Below are 25830 nucleotides of genomic sequence, written 5' to 3' on the forward strand. Positions count from 1 at the left end.
GACAGGCCGCTGCGGCGAGCCGGTTCAGGACGTGGGCGCCTCCGCCCCCACGAGCCACATCGAGAAGAACTGCGCGCCGCCCCCGTAGGCGTGCCCGAGGACCTTCCGCGCGCCGTCGACCTGGTGTTCTCCGGCCTGGCCGCGGACCTGGAGCGCGGCCTCCGCGAAGCGGATCATGCCGGAGGCGCCGATGGGATTCGTGGAGAGGACACCGCCCGACATGTTGACGGGAAGGTCCCCGTCGAGCTCGGTGACGCCGGCCTCGGTGAGCTTCCAGCCCTCGCCCTCGTCGGCGAAGCCGAGGTTCTCCAGCCACATCGGCTCGTACCAGGAGAACGGCACGTACATCTCGACGGCGTCGATCTCGCGGCGCGGGTCGGTGATGCCGGCCTGCCGGTAGACGTCGGCGGCGCAGTCCTTGCCGGCCTGCGGGGAGACGAAGTCCTTGCCGGCGAAGAGGGTCGGCTCGCTGCGCATGGCGCCGCCGTGCATCCAGGCGGGCGGCTTCGGTGACCGTTCCGCCCCGGCCCGGTCCGTGAGGATCATGGCGCAGGCGCCGTCGGACGACGGGCACGTCTCCGAGTAGCGGACCGGGTCCCACAGCATGGGCGACGCCTGGACCTTCTCCAGGGTGATGTCGTGCTCGTGGAGGTGGGCGTACGGGTTCTTGAGCGCGTTGCGGCGGTCCTTGTACGCGACGAGGGAGCCGACGGTGTCGGGCGCGCCGGTGCGCTTCATGTACGCGCGCACGTGCGGGGCGAAGAAACCGCCGGCGCCGGCGAGGAGCGGCTGTGTGAAGGGGATGGGCAGCGACAGGCCCCACATCGCGTTCGACTCGGACTGCTTCTCGAAGGCGAGGGTGAGGACGGTCCGGTGGACGCGGGAGGCGACCAGGTTGGACGCGACGAGTGCCGTCGAGCCGCCGACGGAGCCGGCCGTGTGTACCCGGAGCATCGGCTTGCCGACCGCGCCGAGGGCGTCGGCGAGATAGAGCTCCGGCATCATCAGGCCCTCGAAGAAGTCGGGGGCCTTGCCGATGACGACGGCGTCGATGTCGGCCCACGTCAACTCGGCGTCTTCGAGGGCGCGTTGGGCGGCCTCGCGGACGAGTCCGGCGATCGATACGTCCTTGCGGGCCGCGACATGCTTGGTCTGGCCGATACCGACGACGGCCACGGGTTCTTTGCTCATCTTTGTCATCGGGGCTCCCCTTCCAGGACGGCGACCAGGTTCTGCTGCAGGCAGGGGCCGGACGTGGCGTGGGCGAGCGCCCGGTCGGACTCACCGCGGTGGATACGGGCGGCGGCCTCGCCGATCCGCAGCAGACCGGCGGCCATGACCGGGTTGGCGGCGAGCGCCCCTCCGGACGGGTTCACGTTCACGTCGTCGCCCAGCTTCAGCGCCTTGCGCAGGACGACCTCCTGCGAGGTGAACGGGGCGTGCAGCTCGGCGGTGTCCACCGGCCGCTCGAAGGCCCCGGCCCGCTCGGCGGCGAGCCGCGTGGACGGCGAGTCGGTGAGGTCGCGCACGCCGAGGGAGTGCGCCTCGATGCGGTGGTCCATGCCGCGGATCCAGGCGGGCCGCTCGCACAGCTCCCGCGCCTTGTCACCGGCGGCGAGGATCACCGCGACGGCGCCGTCGCCGACGGGCGGGCAGTCACCCTTGCGCAGCGGCCGCACCAGGTAGTCACCCTGCGGCACCGAACCCTTCAGCTGCGCATGGGAGTTGGCCGCCGCCGACTCCCGGCTGCGGGAGGCGATCCCGGCGAGCGCGGGCTCGTCCGTGTCGCCCGCGTCGATCAGGGCCTGTGCCTGCAGCGCGGCGAGGGCGACCGAGTCGGGCCACAGCGGGGCCACGTAGTACGGGTCGAGCTGCCGGGTCAGCACATCGCGCACCGAGCCGGGCGAGGACTTGCCGTACGAGTAGACGAGCGCCGTGTCCACCTCGCCGGTGAGGAGCTTCACCCAGGCCTCGTACATCGCCCAGGCGCCGTCCATCTCGACGTGCGACTCGGAGATCGGCGGCCAGGCGCCGACGCCGTCGAGGGCCATGGTGAAGGAGAACGCGCGGCCCGCGAGATAGTCGGAGGAGCCGGAACAGGTGAAGCCGATGTCACTGGCCTTGAGGCCGGTCTGCGCCTGGACCTGGTGCAGGACCGGCATGACCATCTCGACCTCGGAGACTTCGTCCGTCGTGCGCAGATGGTCGCTCTGCGCGAAGGCGACGACCGCCACCTCTCGCATCTACACCAGCTCCTTGTACGTGTCGTAGTCGGCGTCCGGCTCACCGGTGGGCCGGTAGTGGTCGGGGTAGCGGCCGCCCTCGGTCCACACGGGTTCGACGCGCAGGCCCATGCGCACCTGGTCGTACGGGATGCCGCCGATGCGGCCGTGCAGGGCGAGGCCGGCGCCGTCGAGCGCGATGTGCGCGTAGACGTACGGCACTTCGATGTCGAGGTTCTTGGCCTTGATGTTGACGATGCAGAACGTCGTGACCGTGCCGGCCGGGCCGACCTCGACGCGGTCGGTCGTGGCGACGCCGCAGGTGGGGCAGGCGCCGCGCGGCGGGACGTAGACCTTGGTGCAGGAGGGGCAGCGTTCGCCGACGATGCGCTGGTCGGCGAGGGCGTTGATGTACGCGGTCTGGGCTCGGCCGGGCGAGTACGTGTAGTCCAGGCGGGCGGGGGCGACGATGCCGGTCACCGGGTCCGTGAACTCGCCTGAGTGCGGGGCGACTTGACCGGCTTCCTCGGCGTCTTCGGACGGCTCGAAGCAGGCGATGTCGGTGATCGCGCCGGTGGGTTCGGCGGCCCAGCGGATGCGGACGCGCATCCCGGTGCGCACGGCGTCGGGGCCGCTCGCGTCGAGGGCGTGGAGGATCGCCGTGTCGGCGCCGTCGAGGCGTACGAGGACCCAGGCGAAGGGGGTGTCGAGGGGCTGGCCCCGGCGGGGCTCGGGGTTCCAGGCCCAGGTGGTGACGGTGCCGGTGGCGGCGACCTCGACCATGTCCCGCAGTTCGTCGGCGGTGACGGGGTCGTACTCGACGGGCGGGACCATGACCCTGCCGTCGCTGGTCCTGACGCCGAGGACGGTGTGTTCGCGCAGGCCGGTCAGGAACGCGCTCTGGACGGGTCCGAGCGAGCGGGTGAAGGGGAACTCCACGACCAGCGGAGCGCGGAGTACGTCCGGTTCGGGCGCGGCTGTCATCGGGGCTCCTTGTGGGTGCAGGGGGTATGGGACGGGGCGTGCGGAGCCGGAGGGGGTACGCGGGTCGGTGACCCGTGACTACTCCCGCCGGAACACCGGCGCCCGCTTCTCGGCGAAGGCGCGGGAGCCCTCCTTGGCGTCGGCGGTGTCGAACACGGGCCAGCCGCGCTTGAGTTCGGCGGCGAGGCCGTCCGACTCGGCCATCTCGGCGGTCTCGTAGACGGAGGCTTTGACGGCTTCGACGGCGAGGGGGCCGCAGGCGTTGATCTGCTCGGCGATGGCGAGGGCCTTGTCGAGCGCGGTGCCGTCGGGGACGACGTGGCCGATGAGTCCGATGCCGGCAGCCTCCTGCGCGGAGTAGGGCCGTCCGGTGAGCAGCATCTCCAGGGCGTGCGTGCGGGGGATCTGGCGCGGCAGGCGCACGGTGGAGCCGCCGATGGGGAAGAGTCCCCGCTTGACCTCGAAGAGCCCGAACGTGGCGGATTCGCCGGCCACGCGGATGTCGGTGCCCTGGAGGATCTCCGTGCCGCCCGCCACGCAGTACCCCTCGACGGCGGCGATCACGGGCTTGCGCGGCCGGTGGTGGCGCAGCATCGCCTTCCAGTGCAGGTCGGGGTCCTCCTTCATCCGGTCCCGGTACCCCTGGCCCGCCATGCCCTTGCCCGCGAGGGCCTTGAGGTCCATGCCCGCGCAGAAGCTGCCGCCCGAGCCCGTCAGGACGATCGAGCGGATGTCGTCGTCCGCGTCGGCGGCGAGCCAGCCGTCGTACAGGCCGACCAGCATCGGAAGGGAGAGCGCGTTCTTGGCCTCGGGCCTGTTGAGCGTGAGTACCAGAGTGGCTCCCTCGCGCCGCACCGTGAGGTGTTCCGTCCCTTGTTCCGTCCCACCCATTGCCGTACTCCCGTCTCGGATCCGTCGCGTACGTCCCGGATGAACGAGAACAGGTTGCAGTAGGCGGGTGGTCAGTTCAATAGTTTCCTGACACTCAGTCAGATTTCTTGGGCAGGGGCCCTTCCTTGTTCCGTACGGCTCTGCTGTGATGACGGCCCATCGAGATACGGCCATATCGATATGGCGCCCTGAGTCAGGAGGAGCGGTGGAGTACAACATTGCCGACCTGTTCGAGTCGGTCGTCGACGTGGTCCCCGACCGCGAGGCGCTCGTACACATCGACCACCCCGGCACGGGCGTCGAGCGGCGGCTCACCTATGCCGGGCTCGACGAGGCGGCCAACCGTCTCGCGCACCACCTGATCGACAACGGGATCAAGCCGGGCGAACACCTGGGCCTGCACCTCTACAACGGCATCGAATACCTCCAGACGGTACTGGCCTGTCTCAAGGCCAGGATCGTCCCGGTGAACGTCAACTACCGTTACGTGGAAGAGGAGTTGGTCTACCTCTACCAAGACGCGGACCTCGCAGCGCTCGTCTTCGACGCGGAGTTCACGGAGCGCGTCGCGGCCGTCCTTCCCCGGACGGAGAAGCTGCGGCACCTCGTGCGCGTCGGCACCCCGCCGGCCGGTGCCCCGCCCCTCAAGGCCGTGGACATCAGGGAGGCGGAGGCGGCAGGCTCGCCGGAGCGCGGGTTCGCGCCCCGCTCGGCCGACGACCAGTTCATCATCTACACCGGCGGCACGACCGGTATGCCCAAGGGCGTCATGTGGCGCCAGGAGGACCTGTTCTTCTCGGGTCTCGGCGGCGGCGCCCCGACGGGTGAGCCGATCAGCCGCCCGGAGGAGTTGGCGGAGCGCGTCGCCGCGGGCGGTGACGGCATCACGTTCTTCCCGACCCCTCCCCTGATGCACGGCACCTCGACGCTGACCGCCTTCATCGGCTTCAACTTCGGGCAGCGCATCGTCGTCCACTCGAAGTACGTGCCCGAAGAGGTCCTGCGCACGATCGAGAAGGAGAAGGTGACGAGCGTGTCGCTCGTCGGGGACGCGATGCTGCGGCCCCTCATCGACGCGCTGAACGGGCCGCTCAAGGGCACCGACTGCTCGTCCCTGTTCAGCGTCTCGTCGTCCGGCGCGATCATGTCGGACACGGTGCGCGCGCAGTTCCAGGAGCTCGTCCCGAACGTGATGCTCCTGAACAACTTCGGCTCCTCCGAGTCCGGGTTCAACGGCACGGCGACGGCCGACTCGGGCCCGGAGAAGGGGTTCCGGCTGCGGGTCAACTCCCGTACGCAGGTGGTGGATCCGGCGACTTATGAGCCGGTCGCGCCCGGTGAGCCCGGCCGTCTCGCGCAGCGCGGACATGTCCCGCTCGGGTACTACAACGACCCGAAGAAGACCGCCGAGACGTTCTTCCAGAAGGGCGACGAGCGGTGGGTGCTGCTCGGTGACATGGCGACGGTGGACGACGACGGTGTGGTCACCGTCCTCGGCCGCGGCTCCCAGTGCATCAACACGGGCGGCGAGAAGGTGTACCCGGAGGAGGTCGAGCAGGCCCTCAAGTCGCATCCTGACGTTTACGACGCGCTGGTGGCGGGCGTGCCCGACCCGAAGTGGGGCAACCACGTGGCGGCGGTCGTGCAGCTGCGCGAGGGAGCGGAGCGGCCTTCGCTGGACGACATACAGACGCACTGCCGTACGCGGCTCGCCGGTTACAAGATTCCCCGCCGGCTGGTGCTTACGGACACGATCCAGCGTTCGCCCAGCGGCAAGGCGGACTACCGGTGGGCGCGGGCGGTGGCGGCGGAGGGGGCGTAAAGCTCGCAGGTCAGCGGCGTGGAGCCGGTTTCGGGGCGGTGGCCTCGAGGCCGGCTTCCGGCGTGTCCGGGGCGTGATTCTCAACGGAGAAACCCGGTTGCCGGGCCACCCTCCCGGTGCTGAAGTGACCGGATGGATCACGACGAGGTACTGGCCCTTTTCGACCGCCAGCTGAGACGCGACGCCGGGCCCGACGCCCCCGGCGTGCGGGTCGAGCGCGTGGACGGCGTGGTGCGGCGGACGGAACCCGGGGACGGCTGGAGCGGAGTGCTCTGGTCGGACCTCGACGAGGACTCCGCCGATGCCGCGATCGCCGCCCAGGTGCGCCATTTCACCGAACTGGGCCGCGAGTTCGAGTGGAAGCTGTACGGGCACGACCTGCCGCACGATCTCCCGCAGCGCCTCACGGCCGCCGGGTTCGTCGCCGAGCCGGTCGAGACGCTCCTCGTGGCCGAGATCGCGGACCTGCCCACGGATGTGTCGCCGCCCGACGGGATCCGGCTGCTGCCCGTCACGGACGAGGCGCGCGTCGACATGATGGCCGACGTCCACGAGAAGGCGTTCGGCAGGCGCCTCGGGCTCACCCGGCACCAGCTCCTCACCCAGCTCGCCGCCGACCCCGACGCCGTGCCGGCGGTCCTCGCCATGGCCGGGGACACCCCGGTGAGCGCCGCCCGGATGGAGCTGCACCCCGGTACGGACTTCGCGAGCCTATGGGGCGGCGGCACGGTCGCCGAGTGGCGCGGGCGCGGGATCTACCGCAGCCTCGTCGCGTTCCGCACCCGCATCGCCGCCGAGCGCGGCCACCGCTACCTCCAGGTCGACGCCTCCCTCATGAGCCGCCCGATCCTGGAACGCCTCGGCTTCGCCGCGCTGAGCACGACGACGCCGTACGTGCACGCGGGCCGGGCCTGATACATCCCACGCGGGGCCAGGCCTGATACGTCCACGCGGGCCAGGCCTGACACTCCCACGTGGGCCCGGCCCCGCGCGCCCTGGACGGCGAGATTCCCCGCACCCCCCTTGACGCACACCCCCGCCCCTTGCATTACTGACCCTGGACAGATCAACCGAACGAACGATCGGTCGAACATGACAGAGCTGCTGGACGCAGGGGAAAGGCTCGGCGCGGAGGAGCTGCGGGCGGCGCAGCTGGAGCGGCTGCGGGCGACACTGCGCCGCGTGTACGAGCGGGTGCCGTTCTACCGCGAGTCCTTCGACCGGGCGGGCGTGCACCCCGACGACTGCCGCTCGCTCGCGGACCTGGCCCGGTTCCCGTTCACGACGAAGGCCGACCTGCGCGACAACTACCCCTTCGGGATGTTCGCCGTACCCGACGCCGACGTGCGTCGGCTGCACGCGTCGAGCGGCACGACCGGCCTGCCCACCGTCGTCGGCTACACGGAGAACGACCTGTCCATGTGGGCCGACCTCGTCGCCCGCTCCCTCCGCGCCGCCGGCGCCCGGCCCGGCCACAAGGTCCATGTGGCGTACGGCTACGGCCTGTTCACCGGCGGCCTCGGCGCCCACTACGGAGCCGAACGGCTCGGCTGTACGGTCATCCCCGCGTCCGGCGGCATGACGGCGCGCCAGGTGCGGCTGATCCAGGATCTCCGCCCGGAGATCATCATGGTCACGCCCTCGTACATGCTCACGATCCTCGACGAGTTCGAGCGGCAGGGTGTCGATCCGCGCGGTACGTCGCTGAAGGTGGGCGTCTTCGGGGCCGAGCCGTGGACCGAGGAGATGCGCCGCGAGATCGAGGAACGGTTCGCGATCGACGCGGTCGACATCTACGGCCTCTCCGAGGTGATGGGACCCGGCGTCTCGCAGGAGTGCGTGGAGACGAAGGACGGGCTGCACATCTGGGAGGACCACTTCTTTCCGGAGATCGTGGACCCGTTCACCGGCGAGGTGCTGCCCGACGGCGAGCAGGGTGAGCTGGTCTTCACCTCGCTCACCAAGGAGGCCATGCCGGTGATCCGCTACCGGACGCGGGACCTGACGCGGCTCCTGCCCGGCACGGCGCGCCCCGCGTTCCGCCGGATGGAGAAGGTCACCGGCCGCAGCGACGACATGGTGATCCTGCGCGGCGTGAACCTCTTCCCGACCCAGGTCGAGGAGATCGTGCTGCGCACCCCGGCCGTCGCGCCGCACTTCCAGCTGCGCCTGACGCGCGAGGGCCGGATGGACGCGCTGACGATCCGGGCCGAGGCCCGCGCCGACGCGAGCCCCGAGGACCGGGCCGCCGCCGCCCGCGCGATCGCGGCCGGGGTGAAGGACGGCATCGGTGTCTCGGTGGCTGTCGAGGTCGTCGACCCGGAGACGCTGGAACGCTCGGTGGGCAAGATCAAGCGGATCGTGGACCTGCGGGGGAAGGAAGGGTAAGCGCCTCTCCGGCAGGCACCTCCCCGGTGGGTACCTCTCCGGCTGGCGCCTCCCCGGTGAGCACCTTCCCTCCCCCGGCCCTCCCGTGGGCGGTCAGCTCACGTCGTCCCACAGTTCACCCGCGTACGCCTCGACCCGTGCCGAGATCCGGGCCAGCGCCTCCTCGGCCGGGAGCGGGGCGAGCCGGCGGCCGTCACGCAGACGCAGGGCCACATGACCCTCGGCGGCCTCCTTCGCGCCGATCACGGCCTGGTAGGGGGCGAGCCGGCTCTCCCGGACTCGGGCGCCGAGGGTGCCGCGTTCCGGGCCGGCGATCTCGGCGCGCAGGCCCTGCTCCACGCACCGCCCCAACAGGGCCTCCGCGTCCGGGAGTTCAGCGTCCGAGATCGGCAGGATCGCCACCTGGACCGGGGCGAGCCAGGCGGGGAAGGCGCCGCCGTGCTGTTCGACGAGGTGCGCCACCGCCCGTTCCACGCTGCCGATGACGCTGCGGTGGACCATCACCGGCCGGTGCTTCGCGCCGTCCGCGCCGATGTAGTGCAGGTCGAACTGCTCAGGCTGGTGGAAGTCGACCTGGACGGTGGACAGGGTGGACTCGCGCCCCGCGCCGTCGACGACCTGGACGTCGATCTTGGGGCCGTAGAACGCGGCCTCCCCATCCGCCGCCTCGTAGGCGAGGCCCGAGCGGTCGAGGACGTCGGTGAGCAGCTCGGTGGAGCGTTTCCACTTCTCGGGTGCGGCGACGTACTTTCCGCCCGGCCCCGGCAGGGAGAGCCGGTAGCGGGCCGCGTCGATCCCGAGCGCCTTGTACGCGGCGCGGATCATCTCCAGGGCCGCCGCGACCTCGTCGGCGACCTGGTCGAGGGTGCAGAAGATGTGCGCGTCGTTGAGCTGGATGGACCGCACGCGGGTCAGTCCGCCGAGGACGCCCGACAGCTCGGAGCGGTACATGGCACCCAACTCGGCCATGCGCAGAGGTAGTTCGCGGTAGCTGTGGGAGCGGGAGCGGTAGATCACCGCGTGGTGGGGACACAGGCTGGGCCGCAGGACGACCTGCTCGCTACCGAGGTCCATGGGCGGGAACATGTCGTCGCTGTAGTGCGCCCAGTGCCCGGAGATCTCGTACAGCTCGCGCTTGCCCAGGACGGGCGAGTACACGTGCCGGTAGCCCGCGCGCCGCTCGGCGGTGCGGATGTAGTCCTCCAGGGCGAGGCGTACGGCGGCGCCGTCGGGGAGCCAGTACGGCAGGCCCGCGCCGATCAGGGGGTCGGTGTCGAACAGGCCGAGTTCACGGCCGAGCCTGCGGTGGTCGTGGCGGTGGGCGCCTGGGGCGGGGGTCTGCTGCTGGTCACTCATGGGGTTCTCCTCGCGGTTCTGCGGGCGAGTGACCCCAATGGCGAAGCCCCGGGGCCATCGCCCCGGGGCTTCGGACAAGCACAGCTGTCAGCGCGCCGGGACACTCTCCGGCGTCGTCGTCATGGCAGCGGCACGTCGCTTCATGCCGGAGACCGTAACAGGGCCCTGGCCGGCCGCGCGCCCCATTTATTCGCGGGCCCAGTCCGTCGGCGCGCCCAGCCCGTCGGCGAGCTCAGCCCGTCCGTCGGCGAGTCCAGCCCGCGAGCTCAGCTCGTCCGCACGCTCAGTCCGTCGTCGCGAAGCGATCCCGCAGTTCCCGCTTGAGGATCTTCCCGCTGGCGTTGCGCGGGAGTTCGGGGACGAAGACGACGCGCTTGGGGGCCTTGAACGCGGCGAGCATTTCGCGGGCGTGGTCGATGAGTTCCGCCTCGGTGACGTCCGCGTTGCTGACGACGATCGCGGTGACGGCCTCGATCCAGCGCTCGTCGGGCAGTCCGACGACGGCCGCCTCGGCGACCGCCGGGTGGGTGTAGAGAGCGTCCTCCACCTGCCGGGAGGCCACGAGCACTCCCCCGGAGTTGATGACGTCCTTCACCCGGTCGACGACGGTGAAGTAGCCCTCGCTGTCGCGGACCGCGAGGTCACCGGAGCGGAACCAGCCGTCGCGGAACGCCGCCTCGGTCTCCTCCGGCTTGTCCCAGTAGCCGTCGCACAACTGCGGTGAGCGGTAGACGACTTCGCCCGGCGTGCCGTCGGCCACGTCCTTGCCGTCGTCGTCGACGACCCGCGCCTCGACGAAGAGGACGGGCCGCCCGCAGGAGTCCATGCGCCCCTCGTGCTCGTCGGGTCCGAGGACGGTGGCGAGCGGGCCGATCTCGCTCTGGCCGAAGCAGTTGTAGAAGGCGAGTCCGGGCAGCCGTGCGCGGAGCCGCTCCAGGACCGGCACCGGCATGATCGACGCGCCGTAGAAGGCCTTGCGCAGGGCGCTCAGGTCGCGGTGGGCGAAGTCCGGGTGCTGGGAGAGGCCGATCCAGACGGTGGGCGGCGCGAACAGGCTGTCGGCGTCGCCCGCCTCCACCAGGTCGAAGATCTTCGCGGCGTCGGGCGCGTCGAGGATGGTGTTCTGGGCGCCCACGGCGAGGTACGGCAGCAGGAAGACGTGCATCTGCGCCGAGTGGTAGAGCGGGAGCGAGTGGACGGGCCGGTCGGTCTCCTTGAGGCCGAGGGCGTGGATCGCGCTCACGTACTCGTGCACGAGTGCGCGGTGCGACATCATCGCGCCCTTGGGGAGCGCCGTCGTGCCGGAGGTGTAGAGGAGTTGCACGAGGTCGTCGCCGTCCGGCTGCGGGCCGTCGTACGGCGCGGCGGACGGGATGCGGGCGAGCAGGGAGTCGTCAGTGTCGCGCAGGGCCAGGGTGCGCACACCGGCCGGAAGTCGGCCGGCGAGGTCGGGGTCGGTCATGACGAGCGTGCTGCCGGACTGGCCGACGATGTAGGCGAGGTCGTCGCCGGTGAGGTTCTGGTTGACCGGCACGTGCACGAGCCCGGCGCGTGAGCAGGCCAGGAAGCCGATCAGATAGGCGTCGGAGTTGTGCCCGTAGGCGCCGACGCGGTCGCCCGGTTCGAGGCCGAGTCCGCGCAGCACCGCGGCCGCGCGTGAGACCGCCTCGTCAAGTTCGGCGTACGTCCAGGTACGCGCGCCGTAGCGGACGGCGACCCGGTCCGGGGTGCGTCGCGCACTGCGGCGCAGCGTCCCGTCGACCGTGCTCGCGTGTACATCTCGTTCCTTGCCTGCTCCCGTCATGGCGTGATCCTGTGCCCCCGCCGACCCGAAATCAAGGCAGGTGACGTGGGCCGGAAGGTGCCGCCGGATCCCGCTCCGCCACGCATACCCGTTGGTACGCTCAACTGCCTCTGTCCTCACAGCAGTTGGGAGCACGATGCGCACGCGCCCGAGACGCCTCGCGGTCATGGGTTTCGCCCTGCTGACCGCGCTCAGCACCACTGCTTCGCTCCCGTCGGCCGCCGCCGACGGCCCAGGCCGACCAGGGAACAACCCGCGCGGCGGCGGCCTGTCCGCCACGATCCGGTACACCGAGTACGGCATTCCGCACATCGTCGCCAAGGACTACGCGGACCTGGGCTTCGGCACCGGGTGGGCACAGGCCGAGGACCAGGTGTGCGTTCTCGCCGACGGGTTCCTCACCGTGCGCGGCGAACGCTCGCGCTACTTCGGGCCGGACGCGGCCCCCGACGGCTCGCTGTCCTCGGCCACCAAGAACCTCTCCAGCGACCTGTACTTCCGGGGCGTACGGGAGGCGGGCACGGTGGAGAAGCTGCTCGCCGAACCCGCGCCCGCCGGCCCCAGCCGGGAGGTCAAGGAGACGATGCGGGGCTTCGCCGCCGGGTACAACGCGTGGCTGAAGCAGAACAAGATCACGGACCCGGCGTGCAAGGGCGCGGACTGGGTGCGCCCTGTGACGACGCTCGACGTCGCGGCGCACGGCTTCGCGCTCGCCGTGCTCGGCGGACAGGGGCGCGGCGCCGACGGCATCACGGCCGCACAGCCGCCGGCCGCAGGTGCGCCCGCCTCGACCGGTACGCCGGACAAGTCCGAAGTAGCCGCAGCCGCACGCGAGTTGTTCTCCGCCGATGACTCCGACATGGGTTCCAACGCCGTGGCGTTCAGCGGTGCGGCCACCGCGAACGGCCGGGGTCTGCTCCTCGGTAACCCGCACTACCCCTGGCAGGGCGGCCGGCGGTTCTGGCAGTCGCAGCAGACGATCCCCGGCGAGCTGAACGTCTCGGGCGGCTCGCTGCTCGGCTCGCCGACGATCTCGATCGGCCACAACTCCCGTATCGCCTGGAGCCACACGGTCGCGACCGGCGTCACGCTCAACCTGCACCAACTCACCCTCGACCCGACCGACCCCACCTCGTACCTCGTGGACGGCCGGCCCGAGCGCATGACGCAGCGGACCGTGACCGTCCCGGTCAAGGACGGCGCCCCGGTGACCCACACCCAGTGGTGGACGCGTTATGGGCCCGTCGTGAACTCGCTCGGGGCTTCACTGCCCCTGCCCTGGACGGCCTCGACGGCGTACGCGCTGAACGACCCGAACGCCCTCAACCTGCGCGCGTCCGACACGGCGCTCGGATTCAGCAAGGCGCGTTCCACGGACGACGTGCTGGACTCGCTGCGGCGTACGCAGGGGCTGCCGTGGGTGAACACGATCGCCGCCGACGCGTCCGGGCACTCACTCTTCACTCAGTCGCAGGTGCTTCCGCGCATCACGGACGACCTGGCCACGCGCTGTTCGACCCCGCTCGGCCAGGTCACGTATCCGGCGGCCGGGGTGGCCGTGCTAGACGGTTCGCGCAGCGACTGCGCGCTCGGTTCCGACAAGGATGCCGTGCAGCCGGGCATCTTCGGGCCGTCGAAGATGCCGGTCCTCAAGAACGCCCCGTACGCCGAAAACTCGAACGACAGCGCCTGGCTGGCCAACGCCGACCGGCCGGTCACGGGTTACGAGCGGGTCTTCGGGACGATCGGCACGCAGCGGTCGATGCGTACGCGCGGCGCCGTCGAGGATGTCTCGGCCATGGCGCACAAGGGCGGGCTGACGGTCCGTGACCTCCAACGGCAGCAGTTCACCGACCGGGTTCCCGCGGGTGATCTGGCGGCTGCGGATGTGGCGCGGGCGTGCGCGGCGCTGCCTGGCGGTACGGCAACTGGCAGTGATGGCAAGACCGTTGACGTACAAGAGGCCTGTGGCGTGATCGGGAAGTGGGATCACGCCATGACGACGTCGAGTCGTGGGGCGTTGCTGTTCGACCGGTTCTGGCGGAAGTTCACGGCGGCCGTGCCGAGTGCCAAGCTGTGGAAGGTGCCGTTCTCGGCGACCGATCCGGTACGTACGCCGAACACGCTCGACACGGACGCGCCCGGATTCGCGACGGCGCTCGCCGACGCGGTGGGCGAACTGCGGGCGGCGGGGATCGGGTTGGACGAGCCGCTCGGCGCCCATCAGTTCGTGGTGCGGGGCGGCGAGCGCATCCCGATGCAGGGCGGCACGGAGTCGCTCGGTGTGTGGAACAAGGTCGAGCCGGTGTGGGACGCGAAGGCCGGTGGTTACACGGAGGTCGTCACCGGCTCCAGCTACATCCAGGCCGTCGGCTGGGACGGCGGGCGCTGCCCGGTGGCCCGCACGCTGCTGACGTACTCCCAGTCCCAGAACCCGAACTCGCCGCACTACAGCGACCAGACGCGGCTGTTCTCGAAGGGTGAGTGGGTGACGTCGCGGTTCTGCGAGAAGGACATCATGCGGTCGCCCGCGCTGAAGGTGGTGCGGGTGCGCGGCTGAGACACGCGGCGGGGCGGTCCGGGTGTCCCCTAGGGACTCGGACCGCCCCGTTTGTCACATGGCGCGTGTGCGCCCCTCCCAGTACGGGTCGCGCAGGCGGCGCTTGTAGAGCTTGCCGTTGGGGTCGCGCGGCATGACTTCGATGAAGTCGACGCTCTTGGGCCGCTTGTAGCCGGCGAGTTGGGTCTCGCAGTGGGCCAGGATCTCGTTGGCGAGTGCCTCCCCGGCCGTGTAGCCCTCGGCCGGTTCGACGACCGCCTTGACCTGCTCGCCCCAGTCGTCGTGGGGGATGCCGAAGGCGGCCGCGTCGGCGACGGCCGGGTGGGTGAGGAGCGCGGACTCGATCTCGGCGGGGTAGATGTTGACACCACCCGAGATGATCATGTCGATCTTGCGGTCACGCAGGAAGAGGTACCCGTCCTCGTCGAGGATGCCGAGGTCGCCGACGGTGAAGAAGTCGCCGATGCGGTTCTTCTTCGTCTTGTCGTCGTCCTTGTGGTACGAGAAGCCGCCGGTGCTCATCTTCATGTAGACGGTGCCGAGTTCGCCGGGGGCGAGCCGGTTGCCGTCGTCGTCGAACACGGCGAGTTCACTGATGGGCCAGGCCTTGCCGACCGTACCCGGCTTCTTCAGCCAGTCCTCGGCGGTGGCGAAGGCGCCGCCGCCCTCGCTGGCCGCGTAGTACTCCTCGACGCAGTGGCCCCACCAGTCGATCATCGCGCGCTTGACGTGGTCGGGGCAGGGCGCGGCGCCGTGGATGGCGTGCCGCATGGACGACACGTCGTAGGAGTTCCTGACGGCTTCCGGCAGGGCGAGGAGGCGGTGGAACTGGGTCGGCACCATGTGCGTGTGCGTGCACTTGTGGGTGTCGATGAGGCTCAGCATGTCCTCGGGGGTCCACTTGTCCATCAGGACGAGGCGGTGACCGATGTGCAGGGACGCGCCCGCGAACTGGAGCACGGCCGTGTGGTAGAGCGGCGAGCACACGAGGTGGACGTTGTCGTCGAACGGCTTGATGCCGAAGATGCCGAGGAAGCCGCCGAGGTAGGACTCCTCCGGGAGCTTGCCGGCGAGTGGGCGGCGGATGCCTCGGGGGCGGCCGGTTGTGCCGGAGGTGTAGTTCATGACCCAGCCGAGGGTGCGGTCGTCCGGCACCGACTCGGGCTGTCCGTCGAGGAGTTCACCGTAGGGACGGAATCCGTCGACGGTTCCGACGGCGTACCGGTGGTCGGCGGGGAGCTTGGCCTCGTCGGCGGCGGCGACGGCCTGTTCGGCGAAGCGCTCGTGCGCGATGAGGACCTTCGCGCCCGAGTCGGCGACGATCCAGGCGATCTCGGGGCCGACGAGGTGGTGGTTGACCGGGACGAGGTAGAAACCGGCCTGGGCGGCGGCGAGGTACGCGGTGAAGAACTCCACGCCGTTCGGCAGGACGACGGCGAACGCGTCGCCTCGTTCGAGCCCGGCGGCGCGCAGCCCGTGCACGAGCCGGTTGACGTCGGCGTGGAGCCGGCCGGCGGTCCATTCCTCCCCGTCGGGGGCGACGAGGGCGATGCGGTCGGGGTCGGCGTTCGCTTGCGCCCAGAAGCCGTTCGGGGCGGTCTGGTTGGGCATGGGGGGTCCTTCCTTCGGAGGGCTGTTCTGTGCCGGGGGGGTAGGTGCGGGTGGGTGGGGGCTGGTCGCGCAGTTCCCCGCGCCCCTGAGATGCACGCCCTTCGGGCGGCATCTCTCCGATGAAGGCTGCGCGCAGCGCACGCCTTCCAGGGGCGCGGGGAACTGCGCGACCAGCCACGACGAATGCCGCACCCGGCAACACACCCGCACCCCCGCGACCCGCTACCGCCCCGCGATCCGGTTCACCCGGTCAATCGCCCGCTCAAACCCCCGCGTCAGATCGTCGAAGACCGCCTGCACACTCCGTTCCTCGTTCATCCGCCCCACGATCTGCCCCACGGGAGTGCCAAGCAGCGGATCGACCTCGTACTTCTGGATCCGCGAGACCGCCTCCGCGACAAGCAGGCCCTGGAGCGGCATCGGGAGCGGACCGGGCCCCGCCGGGTCGTCCCACGCGTCCGTCCACTCCGTACGGAGCTGACGTGCGGGCTTGCCGGTCAGGGCGCGAGAGCGCACCGTGTCGCCCGCGCCCGCCGCGAGCAGCTTTTGGGTGAGGGCGGGCGAGTGGAGGTCGGCCTCGGTGGTGGTGAGCCAGAGGGAGCCGAGCCAGACACCCTGGGCGCCGAGCGCGAGAGCGGCGGCGATCTGCTGACCGCTGCCGATGCCGCCGGCCGCGAGGACGGGCAGGGGGGCGACGGCGTCGACCGCGTCGGGCGTGAGCACCATCGAGCCGATCTCGCCGGTGTGGCCGCCGGCCTCGTACCCCTGCGCCACCACGATGTCGATGCCCGCCTCGGCGTGCTTCCGGGCGTGCCGGGCGCTGCCGGCGAGCGCGGCAACGAGAACGTTGTTGTCATGGGCGCGCTGGATGACGTCGGCGGGCGGCGAGCCGAGCGCGTTGGCGAGGAGCTTGATCGGGTAGTCGAAGGCTACGTCCAGCTGGTTACGGGCGACCTCCTCCATCCAGCCGGTGATGCGCCACCCGGAGGCCTCGCCCTCGGCGAGTTCGGGCACGCCGTGCTTGGCAAGGGTGTCGGCGACGAACCGGCGGTGCTCCTCGGGGATCATCGCCTCGACGTCGGCCTCGGTGACGCCTTCCACCTTCTTCGCGGGCATGACGACATCGAGCCCGTACGGCTTGCCGTCGACGTGCTCTTCCATCCAGTCGAGGTCGCGGGCCAGGTCGTCGGGCGCGGTGTAGCGGACCGCACCGAGCACGCCGAAGCCCCCGGCCCTGCTGATGGCGGCGGCCACCGCCGGGAAGGGCGTGAAGCCGAAGATGGCGTGCTCGATCCCCAGTTTCTTGCTCAGTTCCGTCTGCATGGCCGCAGAATGCCGCACTCGTCCGAACGAAGGAAGAGCGTTTCTGATGCTGCGTCAGATTTCTGCGACGCATTTCCGATGCTTGACACGAACCCGAACGTGACTTGAAAGTTTCATGCGTTGAGCCAGATCCCGAAAGATTCTTTCAGAAGGGGTTCGTTCATGACGGACGGCGCGGCGGACAGACTGCACGGAGCGGGCGGCGGTCTCAGCCGCCGCCAACTGGGCGCGGGTGTACTGGCGTTGGGCGGTGCACTGGCCATCGCCCCCTTCCCGGCGGGACCGGCCGCCGCGGCGGACACCCAGGGGGACGAGAACGGGCGCACCCTGCGCCGCGGGACCGCGGAGCAGGCCGGGCTCATCGCGGGGCATCTGCGCCAGCTCGTGGCCGACGCGGAGAAGTACCTCGGCCCCTCCCCCAAACACCCTTGGTACGCGGGGGCCGTACTGCTCGCGGGCCGCGGCGGCACGGTCGCGCTGCATCAGCCGATCGGCATGGCGGTGCGCTACGCCGCGTACGACGACAAGACCGACACGGGCGTGGAGTTCCCCGCCGAGCAGCAGATCGCGGCGGCTGAGGACACGGTCTACGACCTGGCGTCCGTGTCGAAGCTGTTCACGTCACTCCTCGCCGTGCAGGAGATCGAGCGCGGCGCCCTGGAGCTCGGGGCCACCGTCGCCTCGTATCTGCCGGACTTCGCGGGCGCGGGCAAGCAGGACATCACGGTCCGTCAACTCCTCACGCACACCTCGGGGTTCCGCGCCTGGATACCCCTCTACAAGGAGACGACGCGCGAAGGCCAGCTCCGCCTCATCTGGAACGAGGCACCACTGAATGCGCCCGGCACCACGTACCTCTACTCCGACCTCAACCTGATCTCCCTCCAGCTGGTCCTGGAGAAGCTCACCGGGAAGACCCTCGACGTGCTCCTGCTCGAGCGGATCACCGGCCCCCTCGGTATGCGCCGGACCCGCTACAACCCGCCCGCGTCCTGGAAGCCGAAGATCGCCGCGACGGAGGACGCCCGCTTGCCCTGGTCCGGCCTGAACCGCGGCCTCGTCTGGGGCGAGGTGCACGACGAGAACGCGTACGGGCTCGGCGGCGTGGCGGGGCACGCAGGCGTCTTCTCCTGCGCGTGGGACCTGGCGATTCTCGGCCGTACCCTCCTCAACGGCGGCTCGTACGGCACGGCCCGCATCCTGTCCGAGGAGTCGGTACGACTGCTGTTCACGGACTTCAACCAGGACTTCCCCGGCGACGAGCACGGCCTCGGCTTCGAGCTCTACCAGCACTGGTACATGGGCGCGATGGCGACGCCCCGCACAGCGGGACACACCGGATTCACCGGCACGTCCCTCGTGCTCGATCCGACGACCGACTCGTTCCTCATCGTGCTCGGCAACTCCGTTCACCCCGTGCGCAATTGGCGTTCCGGCTCCGCTCCCCGGGTCGCCGCGGCGAACAACCTCGCCCGCGCCGTCGCCGTACGCCCCGCCCGCGGCCGTACCGCCTGGTTCTCCGGCATGGCAAGCTCCAAGTCGGCCACACTCACCCTCCCGGACCTGGCCCTCACGTCCTCCGTCGCGCGCCTCACGTGCGACCTGTGGTGGGACACGGAGCCGCACTCCGACTTCCTCTACCTGGAGGCTTCACCGGACGAAGGGGCCACCTGGCAGCCCTTGCCCTTCACGACCACCCGCGAGGGCGAGGCGGCCGAGGACCACCCCACGGGCACGGCCGACGGCTGGTCGGGCCGCGTCTGGCACCGCCTCACCGCCGACCTCGGAGCTTTCCAGGCCGGCCGGGTCCGCCTCCGCTGGCGCTACGCGACGGACCAGCTGTACGTGGGGCGCGGGGTGTACGTCGACGGGATCCGCGTCAGCGACGGCGGCCGCACCGTGTTCGACGAGGCCCGCCCGGCCGACACGGCGAGGATCACGGCCGTGGGGTGGGCGCCTTCACAGGACTGAGCGGGCCGGCTGGTCACCGGTACCGGATCGGACGGCTGCCGGGCCCGAGCCGCGCCACGGCCCGCAGGACGTTCTTCGGCGGCAGCTGCCAGCGCACCCGTGCGGGAACGCAGCGCAGGAGTGTGCCGGTGGTCCGCAGTCCACGGGTCACGGCGGCGGGCGACGGCGCTGGCCTGCCGTACAACTCGTGGGCGTACGACGGCAGGGAGCCGTACGCGAGGTGCGAGGCGCGTCGCCAGAGGGTCGCCCGTGCGGGGACGAGGAGGGGGTGCACGGGTGGGCGGCGCAGGAAGTCGTCGACGTCCCGCGCCTCCGGGCCGACGGCGAGGCGCGGCTTCATCTCCTCCAGATATGCGGCGAGTTGGGCGACGCTGCCGGGCACGCCGTCGGGGTCGAGTCCCACCAGGCGTGCGCTGGTGCGGTGTTCGGCGACGTAACGGTCGGTCTGCGCGTCCGTGAGGCGGAAGCCGGAGCGGCGTGCGACATGGAGGTAGGAGTCGATCTCGGCGCAGTGCACCCAGAGGAGCAGGTCGGGCTCGTCTACGCCGTACCGCTCCCCGGTGTCGGGGGCGGTGGCGCTCAGGCGACTGTGGATCTTCCGCACGCGCGCACCGGCCCGCTCGGCGGCCTCGGCGGTGCCGTATGTGGTCGTGCCGACGAAGTTCGCCGTCCGCATGAGCCGGCCCCAGGCGTCCTGCCTGAAGTCCGAGTTCTGCATGACTCCGCGCACGGCACGGGGCAGGAGCGCCTGATAGTAGAGGGCACGCACACCGGCGACCCACATCATCGGGTCCGCGTGCACCTGCCAGGTCACCGACCCGGGGCCGAAGAGCCCCGGGTCCGCATCCGTCGTCTCAGCCCGTCCGGTTCCGGTTCCGCCCACGCCGTCAGTGTCCACCACGGTCGGCCGCCTGGCGACGGTGCCGGTTCCGGTGATCAGCGGCGTACGCGGGGCATTCCCAGGCCGATCCAGGAGATGATCTCGCGCTGGATCTCGTTGTTGCCGCCGCCGAAGGTGAAGATCACGGCCGAGCGGTAGCCGCGTTCGAGTTCGCCGTGCAGGACGGCGCCGGCCGAACCTTCCTTGAGCGCGCCCGCCGCGGCGACGACCTCCATCAGCCACCCGTACGCCTCGCGGCGCGCCTCGGAGCCGTAGACCTTCACGGCGGAGGCGTCCTGGGGGGTGAGGGTGCCGTCCTGGACGGCGTTCACCATCTGCCAGTTGAGGAGCTTCATCGCGTCGAGCTTGGTGTGGGTCTGCGCGAGGCGCTTGCGCACCCAGCCGAGGTCGATGACGCGGCGCCCGTCGGCCAGCTTGGTGTCCATGGCCCAGCGCTGCACGTCACGCAGGGCGCGGATGGCCATCGTGCCGTGTGCGGCGAGAGTCACGCGCTCGTGGTTGAGCTGGTTGGTGATCAGCCGCCAGCCCTTGTTCTCCTCGCCGACGCGGCGGTTCATGGGGACGCGGACGTTCTCGTAGTAGCTCGCGGTGGTGTCGTGCGAGGCGAGGGTGTTGATGACGGTGCACGAGTAGCCGGGGTCCGACGTCGGCACGAGGAGCATGGTGATGCCCTTGTGCGGCGGGGCGTCCGGGTCGGTGCGCACCGCGAGCCAGACCCAGTCGGCGGTGTCGCCGTTGGTGGTCCAGATCTTCTGCCCGTTGACCGTGTAGTGGCCGGTCTCCTCGTCGCCCTCCCGCACCGCGCGGGTCTTGAGCGCAGCGAGGTCGGTGCCCGCGTCCGGCTCGCTGTAGCCGATCGCGAAGTCCAGCTCGCCGGAGAGGATCTTCGGCAGGAAGTACGCCTTCTGCTCGTCCGTGCCGAACTGCATGATCGTGGGGCCGACCGTGTTCAGCGCCATGAGCGGCAGCGGTACGCCCGCCTGGGCGGCCTCGTCGAAGAAGATGAACTGTTCCATGGGCGTGAGGCCGCGCCCGCCGTACTCCTTCGGCCACCCGACGCCGAGCCAGCCGTCCGCCCCGAGCCGGCGCACCGTCTCGCGGTAGAACCGCTTCTGCGCGGCCGGATCCTCGTAGCGGGCGTACGCGTTGTCCGGCACCAGCTCCGCGAAGTAGGCGCGCAGCTCCGCGCGCAACTGCTGCTGCTCGGGCGTGTATTCGAGGTGCACGGCCCCTCCTGCGGTCGCTGGCACACCGGGTCCCGGTCTTGACGGCGCACACAGTAGAACGCGTTTCAGAAATAGGGAATGGGCAGGGGCGTGCGGGTCTCAAGTCGGGGCCGGCCGGGGGCGTGCGGAGACGTTGGGCGGGGGCGTACAGAGGTGCGGGCACGACCCCGGCTCGGCGGTCAGGCGCCCCGTCACTCCTCGCTCAGCGTCGCCAGAAACTCCGTACAGGCGCGCGCACAAGCGCGGCACGCGTCGCCGCACAGGTCCGACTCCGGTCCCGGGGTGCGGTCGCAGACATGGGCGCATTCCAGTGCGACGGCCCGGCACCACTCGACCTGGACCCGGATCGTGTGCTCGTCGCGCCACGAGTCCTCGGACAGGAGGCGGGCGGTCACGTCGCAGACCTCCACGCACAGCAGGGCCCGGCGGCGCAGCTCGCCCCCGCGCAGCGGGCGCCACTGCTCCTCGAGGTGCTCTTCCAGACACGAGGCGGCCCTGGGGTCACCCGTGACGGCGGCAGGTTCGAGCGCCACGAAGCTCACGCGGGCCGCGCAGGCGCGGGCGCATTCGACGCAGGCCAGAGCGCAGGCGAAGCGGTCCTCCAGGAACCGGACCAGGGGGCTCGGGGTGACGGTCACGGTCGGCTCCTTCCGAACAGGGCTCACGCCCCCGTGCATGGTCCGCATCCTGAACGGGTTGCCGTACGGCCGCCGCCCAAACACGGTCCGCGCCTCCGGACCGCGCGCGATCAATTCCTTTGCGGCCGGCGGGCCGGGCGGCTACGTTCTGCGGGTCCTGAACTCACCTTGCCTGGAGCCCACTTGACGCCTCGCCTCACTCCTCTGACGGACCCGGCTTGCGGTCCCGACTCCCGCCGTCTCGCCTGGCTGGCGTCCGACGCCGACGGGAATCCCGTTGGGTCCGCGTTTCTGCGGCTCATCGACCGGGACGGGCAGCGGCATCTCGCCGAGCTGTCCCTCCAGGTCCATCCGGCGGAGCGCCGCCGGGGCGTGGGCACGCGGCTCCTGGACGCGGCGACGACGGCCGCCAGGGAGGACGGGCGGCGTTCGCTCATCGCCCCGGCCGACGACGGGTCACCGGCCGACCCGTTCCTGGCCGCACGCGGGTTCCGCCGGGTGCTGAGCCTGACGTACGCGCGCCTGCCGCTCGCGGACGCGGACGTGCCGGCCCTGAAGCGGACGGCCGGCACGGCCCACGCCGGGTACCGGCTGATCGCGTGGGAGGGGACGGTTCCGGACCGTCTGGCGCAGACGTTCGCCGCGTCGCGCCGGGCCATGGACGACATGCCGATGGACGACACCGACTACGGCAGGGTCGAGTGGACCGTCGACCGCGTCCGCGCCGCCGCGGCGGCGGTCGAGAAGCGTGGTGAACTGCTCGACACGGTCGCGGCGGTCGACGCCGACGGCAGCATCGTGGGGTTCACCGAGCTCGTCGTCCCCGGCGACGGCACGGGCGACGGGCAGCACTACGGAACGGGGGTGCTGCCCGAGCACCGGGGGCACGGTCTCGCCCGCTGGATGAAGGCCGAGGCGATCCTCCGCGCCCGCGTCCGCCACCCGCATCTCGGCGGCCTCCTCACGGACACCGCGGACAGCAATACGTACATGCGCGCGGTGAACGACTCGCTCGGCTACGCGCCGACGCATCGGACGTACCAGTACCAGTTCGACCTGCGGTAGAGCCCGGCACACGGTTCAGCTGGTCAGACCCCCTGCGGGAGCCGCTTCGCCTTGCCGCGCAGCTGGATCGCCGTGACGATCTCGACGACGCCCACGACGATCAGCCAGCAGCCGACGACCAGCGTGAGTACGGCGACGGACTTGAACGGCGACACGATCAGGACCACACCCGCCAGCGCGCTCACGACGCCGAGGAAGCCCTGCCAGCCGCGCGCCGGCATGGCGGGGTCGGAGGCGGCGGCCATGGTCTGGGTGATGCCGCGGAACAGCCAGCCGATCCCGATCCACAGCGCGAGCAGCAGGATGGACTGCGTGACTCCGCGGAAGCAGAAGAGGCCGAGGAGGATCGACAGCGCGCCGCTGATGAACGCCATGACGCGCAGCCCGGTCGTGACGTGCGTGCCGAACGCGGCCACCAGCTGGAAGACGCCGGTGATCAGGAGATATACGCCGAAGAGCACTCCGGCGGCGAACAGGGAGGCCCCGGGCCAGGCGAGGACGAGGGCGCCCAGGACGAGGGCGGCGGTGCCCGCGAGGAGCACGACCTGCCACACGGACTGAGCGAGGCGTGCGAGCGGTCCCTGCGGCATGAACGGCTGGTCCTCGCGGGTCGCTCCGGCCGCCGGGGTTCGGTGTTCATGGGGTGCATGCGTCATGTCCGACTGTTCACACGGCGACGGCGCCGCCACCACTCGGGGCAGGCGAACGACGTACGGGCCGGACGGCCGCCGTAGCCCGACCGGCCGTCACGGCCGACGCGAAGCGTGCGAAGTCAGCACAATTGGGGCCATGACCGAACGTACCAAGAAGAACGAGCCGCACTTCCGGGTCCGCCGGGTCTACGATCCGCCGTCGCCCGACGACGGCGTCCGGGTCCTGGTGGACCGCCTCTGGCCGCGCGGCGTGTCCAAGGAAAAGGCCGACGTCCAGGAGTGGCTGAAGGAGCTGACACCGTCCGCCGAGCTGCGTTCCTGGTACCACGAGGACCGGGACTCCCGCTTCCCCGAGTTCGAGCGCCGCTACCGAGACGAGCTGGAGCTGCCGGACCGCGTCGAGGAGACCGACCGGCTGCGCGAGCTGGCCCAGGAGCACACCGTCACGCTGGTGACCTCGGTGAAGGACATCGAGCACAGCCATGTGCCGGTGCTGGTACGGCACCTCGACGGCGACTGACCGGCGCGCGCCCCGCCGGACGACACACTTTCCACCTCCTGCATCCCACATCTCGGGAGACCGACGTGACCACGACCGACGCCCCCGCACCCGACTTCGCCGACCGTTCCGACTTCGAGGAGGCGGACCGGGGGCTGCTCGCTCCCCCACCGTCAGCGACGATCACGGACGCGGACGGGCGGGTCGTGTGGAACTTCGGCGACACCGCGTTCCTCGACGCGGACTGCCCCGACACCGCGCACCCGCACCTGTGGCGGCAGTCCCAACTCTGCGCGCGGGCAGGCTTGTTCGAGGTCACCGAGGGCGTGTACCAGGTACGCGGGTTCGACCTCTCGAACATGACCCTGATCGAGGGGGACCACGGCGTCGTGGTCGTCGACCCGCTCGTGTCGGCCGAGACCTCGGCCGCCGCGCTCGCCCTGTACCGCTCGCAGCGCGGCGACCGTCCGGTGGCCGGCGTCATCTTCACGCACTCCCACCTCGACCACTTCGGCGGCGTACTCGGCGTCATCGGCCCGGACGACGGCGTCCCCGTCGTCGCCCCGCTCGGCTTCATGGAGAACGCGGTCGCGGAGAACGTGTACGCGGGTACGGCGATGCTGCGGCGCGGCATGTACTACTCGGGCGCCAACCTGGAGCGCGGCCCCGAGGGTCTGGTGGGCATGGGCCTCGGCTTCACCACGTCCACCGGCACGCCGGGCCTCGTCCCGCCCAACATCGAGATCCGGCACACCGGGCAGGAACTGACCATCGACGGCGTCGTGTTCCGCTTCCAGATGACGCCCGGCACGGAGGCGCCGTCGGAGATGAACTTCCTCCTCCCGCAGCGCCGCGCCCTGTGCATGGCGGAGAACGCCACCCACAACCTGCACAACATCCTGACCCTGCGCGGCGCCGTCGTGCGCGACGCCCGGATCTGGGCGCGCTATCTCAACGAGGCGATCGAGCTGTTCGGCCACGACGCGGACGTCCTGTTCGCCTCCCACCACTGGCCGACCTGGGGCGGCGAGCGCATCAGGTCCTTCCTCGCCGAACAGCGCGACCTGTACGCGTATCTGCACGACCAGACGCTGCGCCTGCTCAACCAGGGGTACACGGGCGCGGAGATCGCCGAGCGGATCGAGATGCCGCCCGCGCTCGCCTCGGCCTGGCACGCGCGCGGCTACTACGGCTCCGTCAGCCACAACGTGAAGGCGATCTACCAGCGCTACATGGGCTGGTACGACGGCAATCCCGCGTCCCTGTGGGAGCACACCCCGACCGAGAGCGCGCGGCGTTACGTCGACTGCATGGGCGGACTCGACACGGTCCTCGGCAAGGCGCGTACGTACATGGAGGACGGGGATCTGCGGTTCGCCGCGCAGCTGTTGCGGCACGCCGTGTTCGCCGATCCTGACAGCACCGACGCGCGGGAACTCCTTGCGCGGACCTTCGAGCGGCTCGCGCACGGCGCCGAGAACGCGACCTGGCGCAACTGCTATCTCACCGGCGCCCAGGAGCTGCGCCACGGCGTCGTGAAGACGGGCCTCAAGGCGGGCAGCATGGCCGCCGCCCTGAGCGTCGAGCAGCTCTTCGACTCGCTGGCGATCCGGGTCGACGGGCCGAGGGCCTGGGACCACTCGCTCACCCTGCACTGGCATGTGTCGGACCTCGGGGAGATGTACCGGATGACGCTGCACAACGGGGTGCTGGTCCACACCCGTACGACTCGTCCAGCCGACGGCGCGGACCTCTCGCTGACGCTGACCAAGCCCCAACTCCTGCGCGTACTGGACGGAAAGGGGCTCGGCGGCGTCCACCACTCGGGCGACACGGAGGTCCTCGACACCCTCCTCTCGGTCCTCGACGAGAACGACCCGGATTTCGCCGTCGTCACTCCGTGACGGTGCCTGTGG

Annotated in this window: 20 protein-coding genes; 8 read left to right on the forward strand and 12 right to left on the reverse strand. The window is 70.8% G+C overall.

The window, feature by feature from the left end; translation table 11 throughout:
• Window positions 1-24: 24 nt before the first annotated feature.
• From ABZ893_RS13890 to ABZ893_RS13905, 4 genes are all read right to left on the reverse strand, one after another.
• Window positions 25-1191 carry a thiolase domain-containing protein gene (locus tag ABZ893_RS13890; RefSeq protein WP_361401844.1) on the reverse strand — a complete coding sequence of 389 codons (1167 nt, stop codon included), beginning with the start codon at window positions 1189-1191 and terminating at the stop codon, window positions 25-27.
• A 5-nt stretch (window positions 1192-1196) separates the two neighbouring features.
• Window positions 1197-2243, reverse strand: coding sequence for a thiolase domain-containing protein (locus ABZ893_RS13895; RefSeq protein WP_361401846.1), 1047 nt, complete (start codon window positions 2241-2243; stop codon window positions 1197-1199).
• A complete protein-coding gene (locus ABZ893_RS13900) occupies window positions 2244-3206 on the reverse strand; it encodes an OB-fold domain-containing protein (protein WP_361401848.1) in 963 nt (320 codons plus the stop codon).
• Window positions 3207-3284: 78 nt separating this feature from the next.
• Window positions 3285-4097, reverse strand: coding sequence for a crotonase/enoyl-CoA hydratase family protein (locus ABZ893_RS13905; protein WP_361401851.1), 813 nt, complete (start codon window positions 4095-4097; stop codon window positions 3285-3287).
• A gap of 205 nt (window positions 4098-4302) precedes the next feature.
• Between ABZ893_RS13905 and ABZ893_RS13910 the strand changes: the two genes are divergently transcribed.
• From ABZ893_RS13910 to paaK, 3 genes are all read left to right on the forward strand, one after another.
• Window positions 4303-5919, forward strand: coding sequence for an acyl-CoA synthetase (locus ABZ893_RS13910; protein WP_361401854.1), 1617 nt, complete (start codon window positions 4303-4305; stop codon window positions 5917-5919).
• 132 nt (window positions 5920-6051) lie between these two features.
• On the forward strand, window positions 6052-6834 hold the full coding sequence (locus ABZ893_RS13915; RefSeq protein ID WP_361401856.1) for a GNAT family N-acetyltransferase: 783 nt from the start codon (window positions 6052-6054) through the stop codon (window positions 6832-6834).
• Between the two features lie 177 nt (window positions 6835-7011).
• A complete protein-coding gene (gene paaK, locus ABZ893_RS13920; RefSeq protein WP_361401858.1) occupies window positions 7012-8307 on the forward strand; it encodes a phenylacetate--CoA ligase PaaK in 1296 nt (431 codons plus the stop codon).
• Between the two features lie 93 nt (window positions 8308-8400).
• On the opposite strand, the gene thrS is transcribed toward paaK, so the two are convergent.
• A complete protein-coding gene (gene thrS, locus ABZ893_RS13925; RefSeq protein WP_361401861.1) occupies window positions 8401-9663 on the reverse strand; it encodes a threonine--tRNA ligase in 1263 nt (420 codons plus the stop codon).
• Between the two features lie 283 nt (window positions 9664-9946).
• Complete coding sequence (locus ABZ893_RS13930) at window positions 9947-11467, reverse strand: acyl-CoA synthetase (RefSeq protein WP_361401864.1); 1521 nt, start codon at window positions 11465-11467, stop codon at window positions 9947-9949.
• Window positions 11468-11603: 136 nt separating this feature from the next.
• Here ABZ893_RS13930 and ABZ893_RS13935 point away from each other — a divergent pair, with 136 nt between their 5' ends.
• Window positions 11604-14027, forward strand: a complete 2424-nt coding sequence (locus ABZ893_RS13935; protein WP_361401867.1) for a penicillin acylase family protein — start codon at window positions 11604-11606, stop codon at window positions 14025-14027.
• Between the two features lie 54 nt (window positions 14028-14081).
• Here ABZ893_RS13935 and ABZ893_RS13940 read toward each other — a convergent pair whose 3' ends face one another.
• Both ABZ893_RS13940 and ABZ893_RS13945 read right to left on the reverse strand, forming a co-directional pair.
• A complete protein-coding gene (locus ABZ893_RS13940) occupies window positions 14082-15638 on the reverse strand; it encodes an acyl-CoA synthetase (RefSeq protein WP_361401870.1) in 1557 nt (518 codons plus the stop codon).
• 222 nt (window positions 15639-15860) lie between these two features.
• Entirely contained in the window at window positions 15861-16961 is a 1101-nt protein-coding gene (locus ABZ893_RS13945) for a nitronate monooxygenase family protein (protein ID WP_361401874.1), read from the reverse strand.
• Window positions 16962-17123: 162 nt separating this feature from the next.
• Between ABZ893_RS13945 and ABZ893_RS13950 the strand changes: the two genes are divergently transcribed.
• Window positions 17124-18932 carry a serine hydrolase gene (locus ABZ893_RS13950; protein WP_361401877.1) on the forward strand — a complete coding sequence of 603 codons (1809 nt, stop codon included), beginning with the start codon at window positions 17124-17126 and terminating at the stop codon, window positions 18930-18932.
• Between the two features lie 13 nt (window positions 18933-18945).
• Here ABZ893_RS13950 and ABZ893_RS13955 read toward each other — a convergent pair whose 3' ends face one another.
• The 3 genes from ABZ893_RS13955 to ABZ893_RS13965 form a co-directional block, all read right to left on the reverse strand.
• A complete protein-coding gene (locus ABZ893_RS13955; protein WP_361401880.1) occupies window positions 18946-19815 on the reverse strand; it encodes an oxygenase MpaB family protein in 870 nt (289 codons plus the stop codon).
• 53 nt (window positions 19816-19868) lie between these two features.
• Window positions 19869-21059, reverse strand: a complete 1191-nt coding sequence (locus ABZ893_RS13960; RefSeq protein WP_361401883.1) for an acyl-CoA dehydrogenase family protein — start codon at window positions 21057-21059, stop codon at window positions 19869-19871.
• Between the two features lie 191 nt (window positions 21060-21250).
• Window positions 21251-21697 carry a ferredoxin gene (locus ABZ893_RS13965; RefSeq protein WP_361401886.1) on the reverse strand — a complete coding sequence of 149 codons (447 nt, stop codon included), beginning with the start codon at window positions 21695-21697 and terminating at the stop codon, window positions 21251-21253.
• A gap of 183 nt (window positions 21698-21880) precedes the next feature.
• Between ABZ893_RS13965 and ABZ893_RS13970 the strand changes: the two genes are divergently transcribed.
• Window positions 21881-22762 (forward strand): GNAT family N-acetyltransferase, encoded by an 882-nt coding sequence (locus tag ABZ893_RS13970; protein WP_361401889.1) that lies wholly within the window; start codon window positions 21881-21883, stop codon window positions 22760-22762.
• A gap of 23 nt (window positions 22763-22785) precedes the next feature.
• On the opposite strand, the gene ABZ893_RS13975 is transcribed toward ABZ893_RS13970, so the two are convergent.
• The gene (locus tag ABZ893_RS13975; RefSeq protein ID WP_361401892.1) at window positions 22786-23418 is read right to left on the reverse strand and encodes an HdeD family acid-resistance protein; all 633 of its coding nucleotides are present in this window, start codon (window positions 23416-23418) and stop codon (window positions 22786-22788) included.
• Between the two features lie 133 nt (window positions 23419-23551).
• Here ABZ893_RS13975 and ABZ893_RS13980 point away from each other — a divergent pair, with 133 nt between their 5' ends.
• Both ABZ893_RS13980 and ABZ893_RS13985 read left to right on the forward strand, forming a co-directional pair.
• Entirely contained in the window at window positions 23552-23935 is a 384-nt protein-coding gene (locus ABZ893_RS13980; RefSeq protein ID WP_361401894.1) for a DUF488 family protein, read from the forward strand.
• 65 nt (window positions 23936-24000) lie between these two features.
• On the forward strand, window positions 24001-25818 hold the full coding sequence (locus tag ABZ893_RS13985) for an alkyl sulfatase dimerization domain-containing protein (protein WP_361401897.1): 1818 nt from the start codon (window positions 24001-24003) through the stop codon (window positions 25816-25818).
• The last annotated feature ends 12 nt before the right edge of the window (window positions 25819-25830 follow it).

This window comes from Streptomyces sp. NPDC046821, from assembly GCF_040645335.1.
In the GTDB taxonomy this organism is placed as follows: Bacteria; Actinomycetota; Actinomycetes; order Streptomycetales; family Streptomycetaceae; genus Streptomyces.

Bases quoted from the DNA above. Each gene is read 5' to 3' on its own strand.
- ABZ893_RS13890 (WP_361401844.1), bottom strand. From the start codon at position 1,191: ATGAGCAAAGAACCCGTGGCCGTCGTCGGTATCGGCCAGACCAAGCAT.
- ABZ893_RS13895 (WP_361401846.1), bottom strand. From the start codon at position 2,243: ATGCGAGAGGTGGCGGTCGTCGCCTTCGCGCAGAGCGACCATCTGCGC.
- ABZ893_RS13900 (WP_361401848.1), bottom strand. From the start codon at position 3,206: ATGACAGCCGCGCCCGAACCGGACGTACTCCGCGCTCCGCTGGTCGTG.
- ABZ893_RS13905 (WP_361401851.1), bottom strand. From the start codon at position 4,097: ATGGGTGGGACGGAACAAGGGACGGAACACCTCACGGTGCGGCGCGAG.
- ABZ893_RS13915 (WP_361401856.1), top strand. From the start codon at position 6,052: ATGGATCACGACGAGGTACTGGCCCTTTTCGACCGCCAGCTGAGACGC.
- paaK (WP_361401858.1), top strand. From the start codon at position 7,012: ATGACAGAGCTGCTGGACGCAGGGGAAAGGCTCGGCGCGGAGGAGCTG.
- thrS (WP_361401861.1), bottom strand. From the start codon at position 9,663: ATGAGTGACCAGCAGCAGACCCCCGCCCCAGGCGCCCACCGCCACGAC.
- ABZ893_RS13930 (WP_361401864.1), bottom strand. From the start codon at position 11,467: ATGACGGGAGCAGGCAAGGAACGAGATGTACACGCGAGCACGGTCGAC.
- ABZ893_RS13935 (WP_361401867.1), top strand. From the start codon at position 11,604: ATGCGCACGCGCCCGAGACGCCTCGCGGTCATGGGTTTCGCCCTGCTG.
- ABZ893_RS13940 (WP_361401870.1), bottom strand. From the start codon at position 15,638: ATGCCCAACCAGACCGCCCCGAACGGCTTCTGGGCGCAAGCGAACGCC.
- ABZ893_RS13945 (WP_361401874.1), bottom strand. From the start codon at position 16,961: ATGCAGACGGAACTGAGCAAGAAACTGGGGATCGAGCACGCCATCTTC.
- ABZ893_RS13950 (WP_361401877.1), top strand. From the start codon at position 17,124: ATGACGGACGGCGCGGCGGACAGACTGCACGGAGCGGGCGGCGGTCTC.
- ABZ893_RS13975 (WP_361401892.1), bottom strand. From the start codon at position 23,418: ATGACGCATGCACCCCATGAACACCGAACCCCGGCGGCCGGAGCGACC.
- ABZ893_RS13980 (WP_361401894.1), top strand. From the start codon at position 23,552: ATGACCGAACGTACCAAGAAGAACGAGCCGCACTTCCGGGTCCGCCGG.